Annotated in this window: 15 protein-coding genes; 5 read left to right on the top strand and 10 right to left on the bottom strand. The window is 63.4% G+C overall.

What is annotated here, in order from left to right; all coding sequences use genetic code 11:
• Nucleotides 1–1,011 precede the first annotated feature (1,011 nt).
• From gspD to gspG, 5 genes are read right to left on the bottom strand one after another with little or no spacing between them, the layout of a single operon-like run.
• Nucleotides 1,012–3,330 carry a type II secretion system secretin GspD gene (gspD, locus tag P3S72_RS13040; RefSeq protein ID WP_276197642.1) on the bottom strand — a complete coding sequence of 773 codons (2,319 nt, stop codon included), beginning with the start codon at nt 3,328–3,330 and terminating at the stop codon, nt 1,012–1,014.
• Nucleotides 3,327–3,839 (bottom strand): type II secretion system protein GspM, encoded by a 513-nt coding sequence (gene gspM, locus P3S72_RS13035; protein ID WP_276197641.1) that lies wholly within the window; start codon nt 3,837–3,839, stop codon nt 3,327–3,329. Before gspM ends, gspD begins: the two co-directional genes overlap by 4 nt.
• Nucleotides 3,832–4,914: a type II secretion system protein GspL gene (gene gspL, locus P3S72_RS13030; protein WP_276197640.1), complete on the bottom strand. Its 1,083-nt coding sequence runs from the start codon at nt 4,912–4,914 to the stop codon at nt 3,832–3,834. The genes gspM and gspL overlap by 8 nt, the downstream gene beginning before the upstream one ends.
• Nucleotides 4,911–5,801: a type II secretion system minor pseudopilin GspK gene (gene gspK, locus P3S72_RS13025; protein ID WP_276197639.1), complete on the bottom strand. Its 891-nt coding sequence runs from the start codon at nt 5,799–5,801 to the stop codon at nt 4,911–4,913. The genes gspL and gspK overlap by 4 nt, the downstream gene beginning before the upstream one ends.
• Before the next feature lie 8 nt (nt 5,802–5,809).
• On the bottom strand, nt 5,810–6,259 hold the full coding sequence (gspG, locus tag P3S72_RS13020) for a type II secretion system major pseudopilin GspG (protein ID WP_058427239.1): 450 nt from the start codon (nt 6,257–6,259) through the stop codon (nt 5,810–5,812).
• 148 nt (nt 6,260–6,407) lie between these two features.
• Between gspG and gspI the strand changes: the two genes are divergently transcribed.
• The gene (gene gspI / locus P3S72_RS13015) at nt 6,408–6,794 is read left to right on the top strand and encodes a type II secretion system minor pseudopilin GspI (RefSeq protein WP_276197638.1); all 387 of its coding nucleotides are present in this window, start codon (nt 6,408–6,410) and stop codon (nt 6,792–6,794) included.
• Here gspI and P3S72_RS13010 read toward each other — a convergent pair.
• The gene (locus P3S72_RS13010) at nt 6,781–7,209 is read right to left on the bottom strand and encodes a type II secretion system protein N (RefSeq protein ID WP_276197637.1); all 429 of its coding nucleotides are present in this window, start codon (nt 7,207–7,209) and stop codon (nt 6,781–6,783) included. The two genes, gspI and P3S72_RS13010, sit on opposite strands and share 14 nt — an antisense overlap.
• Nucleotides 7,210–7,302: 93 nt before the next feature.
• Here P3S72_RS13010 and gspH point away from each other — a divergent pair, with 93 nt between their 5' ends.
• From gspH to P3S72_RS12995, 3 genes are all read left to right on the top strand, one after another.
• Entirely contained in the window at nt 7,303–7,755 is a 453-nt protein-coding gene (gene gspH / locus P3S72_RS13005) for a type II secretion system minor pseudopilin GspH (protein WP_276197636.1), read from the top strand.
• Entirely contained in the window at nt 7,752–8,363 is a 612-nt protein-coding gene (locus tag P3S72_RS13000) for a type II secretion system protein GspJ (RefSeq protein WP_276197635.1), read from the top strand. The genes gspH and P3S72_RS13000 overlap by 4 nt, the downstream gene beginning before the upstream one ends.
• Before the next feature lie 120 nt (nt 8,364–8,483).
• Nucleotides 8,484–9,743, top strand: a complete 1,260-nt coding sequence (locus P3S72_RS12995; protein ID WP_276194114.1) for an IS256 family transposase — start codon at nt 8,484–8,486, stop codon at nt 9,741–9,743.
• A gap of 954 nt (nt 9,744–10,697) precedes the next feature.
• Here P3S72_RS12995 and P3S72_RS12990 read toward each other — a convergent pair.
• The 3 genes from P3S72_RS12990 to P3S72_RS12980 are packed head-to-tail and all read right to left on the bottom strand — an operon-like array spanning nt 10,698 to nt 12,848.
• Nucleotides 10,698–11,624, bottom strand: coding sequence for a FecR domain-containing protein (locus P3S72_RS12990; RefSeq protein ID WP_276197634.1), 927 nt, complete (start codon nt 11,622–11,624; stop codon nt 10,698–10,700).
• 37 nt (nt 11,625–11,661) lie between these two features.
• Entirely contained in the window at nt 11,662–12,207 is a 546-nt protein-coding gene (locus tag P3S72_RS12985; protein WP_247408728.1) for an RNA polymerase sigma factor, read from the bottom strand.
• Nucleotides 12,204–12,848, bottom strand: coding sequence for a secretin and TonB N-terminal domain-containing protein (locus P3S72_RS12980; protein WP_276197930.1), 645 nt, complete (start codon nt 12,846–12,848; stop codon nt 12,204–12,206). The genes P3S72_RS12985 and P3S72_RS12980 overlap by 4 nt, the downstream gene beginning before the upstream one ends.
• 215 nt (nt 12,849–13,063) lie before the next feature.
• Between P3S72_RS12980 and P3S72_RS12975 the strand changes: the two genes are divergently transcribed.
• Complete coding sequence (locus tag P3S72_RS12975) at nt 13,064–13,375, top strand: hypothetical protein (RefSeq protein WP_276197633.1); 312 nt, start codon at nt 13,064–13,066, stop codon at nt 13,373–13,375.
• 63 nt (nt 13,376–13,438) lie between these two features.
• On the opposite strand, the gene P3S72_RS12970 is transcribed toward P3S72_RS12975, so the two are convergent.
• Nucleotides 13,439–14,506, bottom strand: a complete 1,068-nt coding sequence (locus P3S72_RS12970) for an NAD(P)-dependent alcohol dehydrogenase (RefSeq protein ID WP_247406271.1) — start codon at nt 14,504–14,506, stop codon at nt 13,439–13,441.
• Nucleotides 14,507–14,650 lie beyond the last annotated feature (144 nt).

The raw sequence follows: 14,650 nt of genomic DNA, 5'->3' as shown, positions 1-14,650 counted from the left end.
GGGTCACTTTTGGAAAGAGCCCAACAGTAACCAAAAGGCTCTCGCCCCACCACTCGGCACCTCGCTTAGGCTCGGTGTGCCCGAACCCAGGCATTACTCCGCGGGCCGCCGCGACGGGCCATCCATGGCCCGGCGCGGGAACTGGCGCGCGCTGTAAATGTGGGAGGGGGCTTGCCCCCGATAGCGGTGGTTCAGTTACAGATGAATTGACTGACACACCGCTATCGGGAGCAAGCCCCCTCCCACATTTTGAAGCGGTGAGTGCCCGGGAGTTCTCAGTCAAATCCGACAGCCCCCCTCTGGGCACTGCATTGATTGCAGCAGGGTTGTGGCACACATCCAGGCCATGAAAAAGCGCCGGAGCCCCGCGTAACCACTTTACGGAGCGCTTAAGATCAAGATCAAAAACAAAGCCGAGGCGGCCGGGTCGCCGACCTGATTTCGCAAGCAAACGCGTCCCCCGTGTAGGAGCTGACGCGCGCTGTAAATGTGGGAGGGGGCTTGCCCCCGATAGCGGTGGTTCAGTTACTGATGAATTGACTGACACACCGCTATCGGGGGCAAGCCCCCTCCCACATTTTGAAGCGGTGAGTGCCCGGGAGTTCTCAGTCAAATCCGACAGCCCCCCTCTGGGCACTGCATTGATTGCAGCAGGGTTGTGGCACACATCCAGGCCATGAAAAAGCGCCGGAGCCCCGCGTAACCACTTTACGGAGCGCTTAAGATCAAGATCAAAAACAAAGCCGAGGCGGCCGGGTCGCCGACCTGATTTCGCAAGCAAACGCGTCCCCCGTGTAGGAGCTGACGCGCGCTGTAAATGTGGGAGGGGGCTTGCCCCCGATAGCGGTGGATCAGTCATGCATGTATTGGCTGACACACTGCTATCGGGGGCAAGCCCCCTCCCACATTTTGAAGCGGTGAGTGCCCAGGAATTGGGGGCCTTCCAAAAGTGAGCCGCAGTAAGAGCTGAACCATTAGAGGCCGCTACCGCAACAACGGATATGTACTCCATCACCGCTGCGCCCCCCCCGAAGCCGGCACCGCCCTGATCACCGCCCTCGGCCCAGCCCCCGGAATCGCCTTCTCCACCGACGGCAACTGCGGCGCCTGCACATCCGGCAGCGCCCAACTGCGCTCCGGCTGCAAGCCTCCCTGGGCGCGGCGCATGAACTCATAGCGGTTCAACGTAATACTGCGCCCCGCGCCACTGTCGCGAATGATGTAGGGCCGCAAAAACACCATCAAATTGGTCTTGCTCACACTGCGCTTTTCGTTGCGAAACAACGCGCCCAACCCCGGGATATCCGACAACCACGGCACCGCGTCATTGCTCTGGCTGTAGCCGTCCTGCAACAACCCGCCGAGCACCATGATCTGCCCGTCGTCCAACAGGATGCTGGTATCGATCGCACGCTTGTTGGTCACGGTGCCCGCGTCCACCGACGCCCGCGTGTCCACGCTGCTGACTTCCTGGTAGATATCCAGCTTCACCGTGCCGCCCTCGGAAATCTGCGGGCGCACGTTGAGCTTGAGCCCCACTTCTTCGCGCTGCACGGTCTGGAACGGGTTGTTGCTGGTGCCGCCGCCGCCCGTCACATAGCTGCCGGTGACGAACGGAATGGTCTGCCCGACAAATATGCTCGCGGCTTCGTTGTCCAGGGTCAGCAGGTTCGGCGTCGACAGCACGTTGGTGCCGCCCTTGCTCTTCAAGGCGCGGGCCAGCACCTTGAGGTCGAGCACCTTGCCGATCCCGGGGATGTCCACGCTGCCATTGACCAGGCCGATATTCAGGCCCTTGGGCAACACATCGATGCTGGTCTTGCTGGTGGACGTGGCATTCACCCCGCTGCCCCCCAGGTTCACCCCGCCAAAACCGCCCTTGCCACCGAGGTTGCCGGCCTGCCATTGCACGCCGAATTCGCTGGCGTCGTCTTCGTTGACTTCGACGATCAGGCTTTCGATCACCACCTGGGCGCGGCGCTGGTCGAGCATGTCGATCACTTCGCGCAGGTTGCGGTACAGCGGGTCCGGCGCGGAGATCAGCAAGGTGTTGGTGGTGGCGTCGGCCTGGATCGTCACGCCGCCAGCACTGAACGCGGTGTTCTGATCACTGCCGGGGGTACTGCCAGTCGCTTTCTTATCCTGGCCATACCCGGTCTGCACGCCGCTGCCGGTGGGCGTTCCGCTGCTATTCTGCGCGGTGCTGCTGCCCTGCGTGCTCTGCGCATTGCCGCCCATGGCACTGAGTTTGCCCCGCGCCTCGTCGCTGACGCCGGCCTCGCTCTCGCCAGTGAGTAAGCCACGCAGCGACTGCGCCAACTTGCCCGCCTGGGCGTTGCGCAGGTAGACCACGTGCATGTTGCTCGGGTTGCTCTGGGCATTGTCGAGTTTGTAGATCAGGTTGCGCGCCAGCTCGGTGCGCTCCGGGCTGCCGGAACGGATAATGATCGAGTTGGAGCGCGGGTCACCGATCACGTTGATCTTCTGGGTCTGGTCGGCGCCCTGGGTGTCGAGGAGTTCGCTGACCATGGCGGCGATGTCCACGGCGATGCCGTTCTGCACCATCACCACGTCGGTGTCGATGGCGCTGGGGGTGTCGATGCCGTCGATGATCTGCGCCACCCGCGCAAGGTTTTCCGCGTAGTCGGTGATGACGATGCTGTTGTTGCCGGGGTAGGCGTTGATCGGGTTGTTCGGCGAGACGATCGGGCGCAGCACCGGGATCAGGTTCACCGCGTTTTCATATTGCAGGCGAAAGGTGCGCGTCTGCATGCCGCTGCTGCCGGCGCTGTAGATCGGCCCGCCGAGCAACTTCGCATCCGCCTCCGGCACCACCTGCGCCACGCCGCCGACGTCGACCACGCTGAAGCCCTGCATGCGCAGCGCCGCCAGCAGCATGTCGTAGGCTTGATGCGCCGGCACCTGGCCTTCGCTGACCAGGGTCAGGTTGCCTTTGACCCGAGGGTCGACCAGAAACTGCTGGCCGGTGGCACGGGACAGCGCACGCACCACCGCCTGGATATCGGCGTCGACAAAATTCAGTTGCACCGGCTGATCGCCCAGTGGGTTGCGCGCCTTGACCGCCGCCGGGGCGTGGCCACGGGCGCTGTTGGTCAGCGGGTGCTGGAGGCGGGGCTTGGGCGCGGGTTCGTGCTGACGCTCCAGCACACTCTCGCTACTGCGCCGGGTGTCGGCCAGGGGTTGGCCGAGTTCGCTGTCCACCAGCAACGGCGTGGTCGGCGACGGGTTGTTGCTGCACGCGCTCAAGGCCAGTAACAGCAGCGGCGCGACCTTGCGAAAAGGCGCAGGGTTGAGGACTGACCACTTCATGAAGCTTCCTTAGCGCCAAGCGCCTGATCCATGCGAACGGTCCCGGACACAGTGCCGGCCGAGCTGTCGACGGCGTCCGCGCTACGCTGCAAACGCGCCTCGGACACCTCCAGGGAAAATGAACGCGGGTTGCCCAGCAACCACTCCACCACCGCATCGGCCGGCGCGTTGTCGAAGCTCAGGCGCCAGCCACCGGCGTCCAGCGCCTGCAACTGGTAACGACCTTGCAGGCCGGCGCTATCCAGGGCCTGTTGCAGCCCGGCGGCATCGGCGGGACGAGGCGCCACGACGCCCTGCAACAGCGCGTGCAAGGTGTCGGCCTGGGCGCGCAACTTGGGCGTTTCGGCCTGCCAATACGCAATCTTCTTCAAAGGTGGCTGAATCAGCACCAGCCAGGTCAACAGACTGGCCAACACCAGGCCGGCACCGCTGAGCATGCGTTGTTCGCGCAGGGCCAGGCCGCTCCAGAACGCCTGGGCCTGGCTGCGTAGGCGGCGCCACTTATTCATCACCCGCTCCCGGTTTTTCAGCGGCGTCCACCGGGCCGAGGGTCCAGCCGTGCTCATCGCGCGTCGCGCCAAACCCGGCCTGGGCCAGCGCCGCCTGCCAATCGCCTTGCACGGCGGGGCTACGGCTGTCGGCCAGCAACCCGAGGTGCAAGCGCCCCTGTTCGAAGGTCAGGCTGTCGACGTTGCCGACCATGAACGGCAGGCTGCTACCGGCCACTTGCAGCAGGCTGCCAAAGCGCTGGCCGGGGTCGGCGGCGGCGCCGGTTTGGCGGGCGGCCAACTGTTGGCGGGCCTGCTGCAAGGGGTTGAGGATCACCGGCAGTTCGGGGAAGGCCTGGCGCACTTGCTGGCTCAGCAGCGCCTTGAGCTGCTGGCCTTCGTCCGCCTGGCGCGCGGCGTACAGGTTCAGGCCCAGGGTCCAAATGGCAGTGGCCAGGGCGACAGCGGCCAGCGCCCTGCCCCAGCCGCCGCTCGCCGGTTGGCTGAGACGGCCGTGCAAGCCCCAGCCGGGTACGAGGCCACTCCAGCGCTGTGCCTCCTGCACCAGCGGCACCCCCAGCCCTTGATCCAACGTCTGTTGCCCGAGCGGATGCACCGTCGCTTGTTGCACGCTATGGCGCGTCAGCAAGTAGCCCTCGTGCATGGCCGCAGCGCCTGGCGGCAAGGCATACGGCGCCGGGTAAAGGCCGCGCAACGTGAGCCGGCCCTGCGCCAACACCTGGCCCAGTCGCGCCAACCCGGCCTTGGGCACCCAGGCCACCTGCACGCGCCCATCGCTGTCACGCGGGCCGTGGGCCACCTGCATCTGCTCCACCGGCCCGAGAATCAACGCCTGTGCGGCACAGGCCACGGCGGCCGCCGTTTTGGCGGCGGCCAGCGGCGGCAGGTCGAGGCTGGTCAGCAGGCTGTCAGCAGGGTGCAGAAAACACTCCACCTGCGGCTTGGACCGGCCCAACTGCAGCAGGCTTTCGCGGCCTTCGCTCAGCACCGCGCCACGCTCCAGCCAGGCAAATTGCACCTGGCTGTCGGCCGTCAATTGATCGAGTGGCGGCAAGCCGATCCGCAGGCGTTTCATGCGCCCACCCGCGACCAGATCACCTGGGGCCGGCGGTCTTCGGGCCGATGCAACAACGCGTCGATCGTCACCCGGCGCTGTTCACGGCGGGCCTGGCCCTGCAGGCGAAACCACTCGCTGGTAATGCCCACCTGCACGCTCTCTACCGCCACTTGCGGCAGGTGCAGGCGGTTGACGAAATCGCCGCGGTTGATAAACCAACGCCCGCTGTCGCGCTCGGCCACCAGCGCCTGGGCCTGGGCCAGGCTGAGCTGCGGCACCACCGCGCTGAGCACTTCGGCGCTGGCGGTGTTGCCGTTGACCCAAGTATTACCGGGCAGCACGCTGACGAAGGTCTGCAGGCGCCGTAGCAGCAACGGGTCCAGGCCGTCGATACCGCTCAAGTCATCCAGGCTGCGCAGCATCGGGTAGCGGGCCGGCAGCAGGGAGTTGTCGGCACGTTGCTCGTAGGACCCGATCACTCGCTGGCTGATGCGTTGGCTCACAGCCGAATCGATGCCGATCAGGCGGCACAGGCGCTCGAAACTTTGCACCTGTTCGGCGTCCACCTGCTGGCGACTGACCAGGTTGCGCAGGTTGAACTTGCCCTGCTCATCCTCCAGGCGCCCTTCAAACGCGCCGCCCTGAGGACGTGCCCACGGTTGATCAAGACGGGTCAGCACGTCCTTCTGACGGGCATCCCATAGCAGCAGCCGGCTGTGTTCCAGGCTGCCTTGCAACAACCATTGGCCCTGAATGCGCAATTGCTCGGCCTCCACGCTGCGGGTGAATACGCTCTGACGCGTGAGCATGGCGCCGGCGATCACCGCCACCACCGCCGCGATCAGCAACGCGCTGATAATCGCCATGCCGCGCTGCTTCGCCGCTGCGGGCGAATGCCGTTTCATGGGGCGCCTTATAGCTGCCAGGAGCCGATATCGGCATTCACGCCGTCGCCATCCGGCTGGCCGTCGGCGCCCAGGGAGAACACATCGACCTCACCGTTGGCGCCCGGGTTGAGGTAGTGATAGGGGTGGCCCCACGGGTCATTGGGCAGACGGTCGAGGTAAGCGCGCCAGTTGCTGTTCTTCGCATCCGCCGGGCGCTCCACCAGGACTTTGAGGCCCTGGTTCATGCTCGGGTAGGTGCCGTGGTCGAGGCGATAGAGTTTCAGCGCCTGCATCAACCCGCCGATGTCCTGTTTCGCTGCGGTGGCACGTGCCTGGTCCGGGCGATCGAGCACCTTGGGCACCACCATCGCCGCCAGAATCCCAAGAATGACCACCACCACCATGATCTCGATCAGGGTGAAGCCACGCTGGCCGCGAGGGCCTGGCAATGGGGATGTTAGGCGTGCGATATCCATCTCGACATTCCTTGGCTTGAGTGCGTTTCGGGGCGCAGTGTTGCAAGAACACATGTCAGTCGTATTGAAAATCCTCGGGAGTTTCGGTCGCCAATCGGTCAACTGCCGGCGCTAGGCTGCGCACCTGTTTCCAGGCTTTGAGAACGCCATGCGCAGGCACCGCAACGAGCGAGGTTTTACCCTGATTGAAGTGCTGGTGGCGCTGGCGATCATCGCGGTGGCCATGGCCGCGGCCGTGCGCGTGGCCGGGCTGATGACCCAGAGCAACGGCCTGTTGCGCGACAAGTCGATGGCGCTGCTGGCGGCGCAAAGTCGCCTGGCGGAGTTGCAGTTGGAGGGGCATTTGACCCCCGGCAAAAAGACCTTCGAGTGCGATCAGGGCCGCTTGAAATTGCGTTGCGAGCAGACCCTCAGCAGCGGCACCGATAGCCGGCTGGTGCAGGTCGATGTGCAGGTGTGGGACATCAGCCGCGAGGCGCCGCCCCTGGCGCGCCTGGCGACGTCGTTGGCCAGGCCACAGGTCAAGGCCGAGTGAGCCGTGGCAAGGCGGGTGCCTGCGGCAATGTGTCGAGCTGCACGCGCACCTTCTCGCCGCCGCGTTCGATCTCGACGCCGTCGCCCGCGATGGCCGTCAAACGCATGCCTGGGCTGACGCGCTCGCCGAGCAGAAAGCTGCGCGGCGGGCCATCGTTGAGGCTGAGGATCGCCACCGCGCCCCGCGCTCCAGCCAAGACTCCCGAGACCTTGACCTGCAGCGCCGCTGGCGCCGTAGAAAACCATTGCAACGCCGGGTTATCGCTGCGCGCCGCCGCATCGGCTGCGGCCGGCGGCGTGTGGGATTCGGCAGTGCTGAGCAGCAACGGCGTCCATACCGCCACGCCGGCCAACGCCGCAAGCAAGGCCAGCGCCTGCACGCCGTGGGCGGCAGAGAAACGAAGGGCAAATGCCATGGGGAGGACCTCCTGTTTGTCCGTGGCACCAGCCTACAGGCCAATTCGCACGTTTTTATTTCATAACCTCGCCAGCTTTCCAGGTGCCGCCCCATGAAACAGCAAGGTTTCACCCTGATCGAGTTGATGGTGGTGCTGGTGATCATCGGCATCGCCAGCGCCGCCATCAGCCTGACGATCAAGCCCGACCCGTTGCACCTGCTGCGCAAGGATGCCGAGCGTTTGAGCCAGTTGCTGCAAGTGGCCCAGGCCGAAGCCCGCGCCGATGGGCGGCCGATCACCTGGCGCGCGGACGCCAAGGGGTTCCGCTTCAACCGCCGCAGCGATGACGGCCTGGGCGTGGAGTCGTTCCAGGGCGACGACCAACTGCGCCCGCGCCCGTGGGAGAGCACGCCGATGCAGGTCACGATCGAGCCCCGGCAAACCTTGGTGCTCGACGCCGAATGGATCAACCCGCCCGTGCGGGTGGAACTGTCCGACGGGCAACACCGCCTTAGCCTGCAACGTGATGCCGCCGGTTTGATGCGCGTGGTGAGCCCACCATGAGCCGCGCCCAGCAAGGCTTCACGCTGATCGAAGTGATGGTGGCGATCATGCTGATGGCGCTGGTCAGCCTCATCGCCTGGCGCGGCCTCGACAGCGTGACCCGCGCGGATCAGCACCTGCAGGCCAGCACGGAACAGACCGAGGCGCTGTTGCGGGCGCTGAACCAGTTGCAGCGCGATCTCAACATGCGCGCCAGCGTTGAGCTGAGCGTGCCGGCTTCCCTGCAAGAGGAAAAATCCAAGCCCAGCGGGTTGGCGGCGGTGACGGTGCGCAGTTCCGACAGCAAGGGTTTTCGCCTGGACGTGATCCGCAGCGCGCCGGTCGCGGGGGATGGGTTGCAACGGGTGCGTTGGTGGCTCAAGGGCGACAGCCTGTACCGCGCAGCAGCGCCGGCGCGGGATCGTTTTCCGTTGCCGGCGGCGAAGGATGGGGTGGTGGTGTTGACCGGGGTCAGTGATGTGCAGGTGCGGGTGTGGGAGGCGGACAAGGGCTGGCGGCAGTTGAGCGGGAATCGGCGGGAAGATCCGCTGGGGGTGGAGGTGAGTCTGGTGCGGCAGACGGCGCAGGGAGTAGAGCGGTATCGGCAGGTGGTGGGGCCGCTTTGGTAGGGTTGGGTGATGGGGGCATATTCGTTTTTTCGGTAGTGGCGGCGGCTGAGTGCATATCCGTTTTTTTGGGACTGTCATAAATTTTGTGTTCGGGCATAACATTGCAGAAGAGGTGCATATATGCCGACCAAAAAGAAACCGGCCCGTGAGGCCCCGCGTGATCTTCCAACCATTCCCAAAGAGCTGATCGACCAGTTCGTCAGCGGTCCGATGAGTGCCGAAGCCATTCAGGATGCGTCGATGGCGTTCAAAAAGGCGCTGATCGAGCGAGCCCTTGGTGCCGAACTGGGTCACCACCTTGGCTATCCTCAGGGCGCGGAGCGCCCTGAGGAGTCGAGTAACCAGCGCAATGGCAAGAGCGGCAAAACGGTGCTCACCGATGACGGCCCGCTTCGCCTGGACATCCCCAGAGATCGCGATGGAAGTTTTGCGCCGATCCTGATCCCAAAACACGAACGCCGATTTACGGGCTTTGATGACAAGATCATTGCGATGTATGCCCGAGGCATGACGGTCCGTGAGATCCGTGCATTTCTATCCGAACAGTACGGAACAGAGGTCTCTCACGATTTCATCAGCTCAGTGACCGATGCGGTTTTAGACGAAGTCACTGCCTGGCAACAACGACCGCTTGAGCCGATGTACCCGGTGATTTTCTTCGATGCGTTGCGAGTCAAAATTCGCGACGAAGGTTTGGTTCGCAACAAGGCAATCTACCTGGCGCTGGGTGTCTTGCCGGATGGAACCCGAGACATCTTGGGCATTTGGATTGAAACAACCGAAGGTGCGAAGTTTTGGATGAAGGTCTTCAACGACCTCAAAACCCGAGGTGTCGAGGACGTCTTGATCGCAGTAACTGATGGCCTCAAAGGTATGCCTGAAGCGCTGAGCGCGGTATTTCCCGAGACGACGTTGCAGACCTGCATTGTGCATTTGATCCGTAACAGTCTTGATTACGCGCCTTGGGATAAGCGCCGCGAGCTGGCGAAAGCGTTGAAGCCGATCTATCAGGCACTCAACGCTGACGCCGCTGAACAAGCGCTGTTAGCCTTCGAAACCGGCCCTTGGGGCAAGCAATATCCAACGGTCGCAAAGGCCTGGAAGCGTGCGTGGGATCGAGTTATCCCCTTCTTCGTGTTTCCTCCGGCCATACGTAAAGTGATCTACACAACGAACGCCATCGAGAGTATCAACGCTCAGTTGCGCAAGATCATCAAGACCAGAGGCCATTTCCCAACGGACGATGCCGCGACGAAGCTAATCTGGTTGGGCTTACGCAATATCACCGCAAACTGGGGCAAGCCGGCACACGACTGGAAGAGTGCGATGAATCAATTTGCGATCTTGTATGGAGATCGATTTATCAGGCCGACCTGGTAAAACTACGGCCTGCCTAACGGCAGGCCGTTAACGGCCCGCACACAAAAAATCTGACACTCTCGTTTTTTTGGTAACGGCGGCGGCTGAGTACATATCCGTTTTTTTGGTAACGGCGGCGGCTGAGTACATATCCGTTTTTTTGGTAACGGCCGCTTATGGTTCCGCTCTTACAGCGGGTCACTTTGGAAAAGCCCCAAAGTAACCAAAGGGCTCTTGCCCCACCACTCGGCACCTCGCCTAGGCTCGGTGTGGCCGAACGCAGGCATTACTCCGCGGGCCGCCGTCACGGGCCATCCTTGGCCCGGGACGGCTAAACCGGCATCCCTGCCGGTTTACCCGCTGCGTAATACCTGCGTTCGGCCAGCGTGGTTTTACGGGGCGCCTAAGATCAAGAGCAAGAGCAAGAGCCAGAGCCAGAGCCAGAGCCAGAGCCAGAGCCAGAGCCAGAGCCAGAGCCAGAGCAGAATGAGGTCTATCTGATCCATGGAGATCAAAATGTGGGAGGGGGCTTGCCCCCGATAGCGGTGGATCAGTCATGCATGTAGTGACTGACACACTGCCATCGGGGGCAAGCCCCCTCCCACATTTTTGACCGGGTTCGGCTTCCAGGATCAGGTCGGCTATAAGGCCGCCTCGCTTTTGCTTTGGCTTTTGATCTTAGGCGCCCCGTAAAACCACGCTGGCCGAACGCAGGCTTGAATCCGTGGGCAACCCGGCAGGACGCCGGGTTAGCCGTCCTGGGCCAGGGATGGCCCATGACGGCGGCCCACGGATTCAAGCCGGAGTGAGGGCACACCGAGCACTAGCGAGGTGCCGAGTGGTGGGGCAAGAGCCCTTTGGTTACTTTGGGGCTTTTCCAAAGTGACCCGCCGTAAGGGCGGAACCCATAGCAGCCGTTACCGCAGAAATGGATATGTACTCAATCCAATCCAATCCAAAAAATGCGCGGTCAACCTAACTCAACAACACCACGCCCCCAGGCAACTCCGTACACTTCGCCCCATACGCATCACGAATCAACAACGCCACCCCCGCCAACTGCTGCAAATTGAACCGCGCCTGCACCCGGCGCTGGCCCAGTTCTTTGTTCAACAACACCAACATCCCCGGGCGATATCGGTTGATCTCATCCACCACCGTCGCCAGCGTCGCGTTGTTGAACACCAGCACCTGCTCGCGCCAAGCCACCACCGCCTGGGTGTCCACCGTCGCCACCTCTCCGATCACGTCGGCGCCATAGGTGAGTTGCCGGCCACTCTCCATGTGCACAGTGCGCCCGGCGACATCCACCGACAGCCACCCTTCGATGCAGGTCACGCACACGTTCCGATCGGTATGCCGCACATTGAACCGCGCCTGCGCCGCACTGACCCAGCCAACGCCGGCCTGGACCTTGAGCGGTTGGGCCACGCGGGCGAGCACTTCGACTTCGCCTTCGAGCAATTCGATCCCCTGCCCCACCCGGCTGATGCGCGTCTGGGTATTGAGTTCCAGGCTCACGCCGTCGCTCAACAGGACCTGGCGCTGCTCGCCGACCTCGGTGCGATAGTCCGCAGTCAAACCGGCCAGCCCACCCGGTGCGCCGACGCCCACCATCACCAACGCCGCCGACGCCGCTATCGCACCGCCGAGGAAGGCCCGCCGGCCAAAATGGTGCGGGCGCTGCGCCTGTTCAATCGCCGTGCCCAATTGCCGCCACATCGCCTTGATCTGCTCGAACGCCTGGGCATGCTCCGGGCTCTGGGCGCACCACGCCTTCAGGGCCTTGGCATCCGCCACGGTGGCGCCGCCCGAGGTCAGCAGGAGCAGCCAGTCGCGGGCTTCATCGTGCAATGGGCTGGCGGGGGTTGCCCGGACGGTGGAGAGGCTAAAAATGTTCAAGCGCGCAAATACTCACGGATTTATCAGGGACTCAACACTAAGACGGTTTTCCGGCCCCGGGACCGAACCGCTGGATGACTTTTCTTTCCAGACGCTTGGCGCAGTGGCCCAGGGCGGCCTTGATTTCTTTTTCGACCATGCGCGTGGAAATACCGAAGCGCTGGGAGATTTCCAGGTGCGGCGCTTCTTCCAGGCGCGCGGCGATGAGGATCTTGCGCCGGCGTGCCGGCAGTTCGTAGAGGGCCTTGACCAGGGATTGGATTTCTTTTTGACCACCCACCACCCGCGAGGGGTCCTGGGCTTCGTCGGCGCTTTGCAGCAGCTCTTCAACCTCGCTGCCAGTCAACAGGCGGGCGTCGGCCTCGCGGCGGTCGGCGGCGATGTTCAGGGCCATGCGGTACAGGTAGGCATTGGGTTGCGCCAGGTTCGGCGGCACGTCCATGCGGTCGACGCGCAGGTAGGTTTCGTGCAGGACGTCGTTGGCCAGGTCCTCCGAGCCCAGGCGCTTGCGCAAACGCACCTTGAAGTCCTCGTAGGACGCCAGGAACAAGCTGACCATCGTGCTGTGCCCGGAATCTTTCATCCGCCCCAGGCTCCTTTCCCTGCTGTGCATTCCATGCGTGTTCCTGTTGTGTCGGGCATCAAAAGTAAAGTCACCGGCTGGCGCAGCGAACTGGGCGCCGGGCGTTCGACCCGGGCAGCGCCCAGGCTGCGCACCAGGGCTTCATCGCGTTGTTCATCGCCAGTGGAACTGACCAACCGGCTGTATTCGATCAGCCCCTCAGGGCTGACCCAGAGTTGCACCAGCGCCCTGAAACTCCCGGGGCGGGTCAACGGCAAACGGCACAGGCTGGTTTCGATCGCCTGTTGCACCGCCGTGGCATAGCTGTTGTTGATCCGTGCGGCGTTGCGCGCCGATGCACCACGGGTGACAGCGGGTGGGCTGACCTCGGGCAGTTGCAAGGTGAACGCGTCACTGCGCGCATAGCGCGCCATCAGGCCACTCCCGGTCAGCAACATCGCCAAAGCCTCCTGCGCCGTGAAGCGCCCACGCACGCTGATGGCGCGCCGGCCCCGCGTCAGTTCACGGTCGACCAGCACCGCCATGCCGCTGGCGCGGCTGTACGCTTGCAGTGCGTGCTCCAGATCTTGCGCCGGCAGGTCCAGTACCAACAGCGGCGGCTCTGCTCTCGCCGGGGTGCCCCACGCCAGCAGCAACAGCAAGGCCAGGGCGCCGATGGCACGCCGCAAGCCCCGCTGCTCACCCCCCGCTCTGCATTGCTGCACGGCCGACGTGTCCTTGAAAACCGTCATCCTGAGGCCAATTTATGAACCTGATGTTACGGTGACAGCAAAAAAAACATCACGGTGACGGGAAACCCGCTGCACTACACTTTCAAGCCTACCGGCCCACTCCCTCGGGCCCGCCAGGAGGCCCCATGAAGCTGTTTCCAACCCTCGCCAGCCTGTTGCTGTGCGCCGCGCTGCCACTGCTCGCCCACGCCGAAACCACCGCCAAAGGCTGCACCGATGTCACAGTGGATGGCTACAAAGCCCGCGACTATGGCTGCATGAGCCAGCAGATGGGCAATGACCCGGACGCGGCCAAGGCGGCGCAGAAGAACCGCGAGGCGCAGAACATCCCGGTGCAGAAACGGCCGCCGAACCAGGTGGGGTTATCCACCCCTGCGGCGACCAGCATCCGCATGGGCAATACGTTTGGGACGGCGGTGAAACCGCAGCGGCCTTGAGCCGCTGACCGGTTGTACGCTTGCGGTCTGAAGACCTCTGGGAGCACGCCGCTAAAGGGTGTTTCAGGCCACGTGAGGTTCTTTCTTCAAGCTTTCCATATCGATCACGAACCGATATTTCACATCGCCTTTGAGCATGCGCTCATACGCTTCGTTGATGTCCTGGATATCGATCATCTCCACGTCCGAGACAATCCCGTGTTGGGCGCAGAAATCCAGCATGTCCTGGGTTTCCTGGATGCCGCCGATCAGCGAACCGGCCAGGCTGCGGCGCTTGAAGATGAGGTTGAACACCGTCGGCGATGGGTGCGGGCTGTCGGGGGCCCCGACCAGGGTCATGGTGCCGTCGCGCTTGAGCAGGTTGAGGAACACGTCGAGGTTGTGCGGCGCGGCGACGGTGTTGAGGATGAAATCCAGGCTGTTGGCGACCTTGGCCATTTCGTCCGGGTTCTTCGACACCACGACGTGATCGGCGCCGAGGCGCAGGCCGTCTTCACGCTTGTTCGGCGAGGTGGTGAACAGCGTCACGTGTGCGCCCATGGCATGCGCGATCTTCACCGCCATATGGCCAAGCCCGCCGAGGCCGACCACGCCGACTTTCTTGCCGGGGCCGACCTTCCAGTGATGCAGCGGCGAATAGGTGGTGATACCGGCGCACAGCAGCGGCGCCACGGCCGCCAGGTTGGCGTCATCATGGGAGATGCGCAGCACGAACTGCTCCTTGACGACGATGTTGTCCGAATAGCCGCCAAGGGTATTTTCGCCACCGAACACGGGGCCGTTGTAGGTGCCGGTAAAGCCGTTCTCGCAGTATTGCTCCTCGCCCTCGGCGCAGGAGGCGCAGTGCTGGCAACTGTCGACCATGCAGCCGACCCCGGCCAGGTCGCCGACCTTGAATTTTTTCACATGGGCCCCGACCGCCGTTACGCGACCGACGATTTCATGGCCTGGGACCGAGGGGTACAACGTGTTGTTCCACTCGTTGCGCACGGTATGCAGGTCGGAGTGGCAGACGCCGCAATAAAGAATGTCGATCTGCACGTCATCCGCCCCCGGCGCGCGACGTTCGAAGGTAAAGGGCTTGAGCGCATCCTTGGAGTCCCGAGCCGCGTAGCTGTAAGTCTTGGCCATTTCGTTCACCTGTGTGATCTGACGGTAGAGGTCAGTGGACCAGCGTAGACGCTGAACCGTTCAACCGAGCACATGCATACAAGCCCTTCGTCGGGTTTGCGGCAATAGTGAAGCCGAGCCCTTTCCCTCTCACCCCAGGAGTTT

Source organism: Pseudomonas sp. D3, assembly GCF_029320995.1.
GTDB lineage: Bacteria > Pseudomonadota > Gammaproteobacteria > Pseudomonadales > Pseudomonadaceae > Aquipseudomonas > Aquipseudomonas paraveronii.
This window is presented reverse-complemented; position numbering and strand designations above follow the sequence as displayed.

Coding starts and splice junctions, on each gene's coding strand:
- gspL (WP_276197640.1), bottom strand. CDS start 4,914: ATGAAACGCCTGCGGATCGGCTTGCCGCCACTCGATCAATTGACGGCC.
- P3S72_RS13000 (WP_276197635.1), top strand. CDS start 7,752: ATGAGCCGCGCCCAGCAAGGCTTCACGCTGATCGAAGTGATGGTGGCG.
- P3S72_RS12975 (WP_276197633.1), top strand. CDS start 13,064: ATGAAGCTGTTTCCAACCCTCGCCAGCCTGTTGCTGTGCGCCGCGCTG.
- P3S72_RS13010 (WP_276197637.1), bottom strand. CDS start 7,209: ATGGCATTTGCCCTTCGTTTCTCTGCCGCCCACGGCGTGCAGGCGCTG.
- gspD (WP_276197642.1), bottom strand. CDS start 3,330: ATGAAGTGGTCAGTCCTCAACCCTGCGCCTTTTCGCAAGGTCGCGCCG.
- gspK (WP_276197639.1), bottom strand. CDS start 5,801: ATGAAACGGCATTCGCCCGCAGCGGCGAAGCAGCGCGGCATGGCGATT.
- gspM (WP_276197641.1), bottom strand. CDS start 3,839: ATGAATAAGTGGCGCCGCCTACGCAGCCAGGCCCAGGCGTTCTGGAGC.
- gspH (WP_276197636.1), top strand. CDS start 7,303: ATGAAACAGCAAGGTTTCACCCTGATCGAGTTGATGGTGGTGCTGGTG.
- P3S72_RS12995 (WP_276194114.1), top strand. CDS start 8,484: ATGCCGACCAAAAAGAAACCGGCCCGTGAGGCCCCGCGTGATCTTCCA.
- gspI (WP_276197638.1), top strand. CDS start 6,408: ATGCGCAGGCACCGCAACGAGCGAGGTTTTACCCTGATTGAAGTGCTG.
- P3S72_RS12970 (WP_247406271.1), bottom strand. CDS start 14,506: ATGGCCAAGACTTACAGCTACGCGGCTCGGGACTCCAAGGATGCGCTC.
- gspG (WP_058427239.1), bottom strand. CDS start 6,259: ATGGATATCGCACGCCTAACATCCCCATTGCCAGGCCCTCGCGGCCAG.
- P3S72_RS12985 (WP_247408728.1), bottom strand. CDS start 12,207: ATGAAAGATTCCGGGCACAGCACGATGGTCAGCTTGTTCCTGGCGTCC.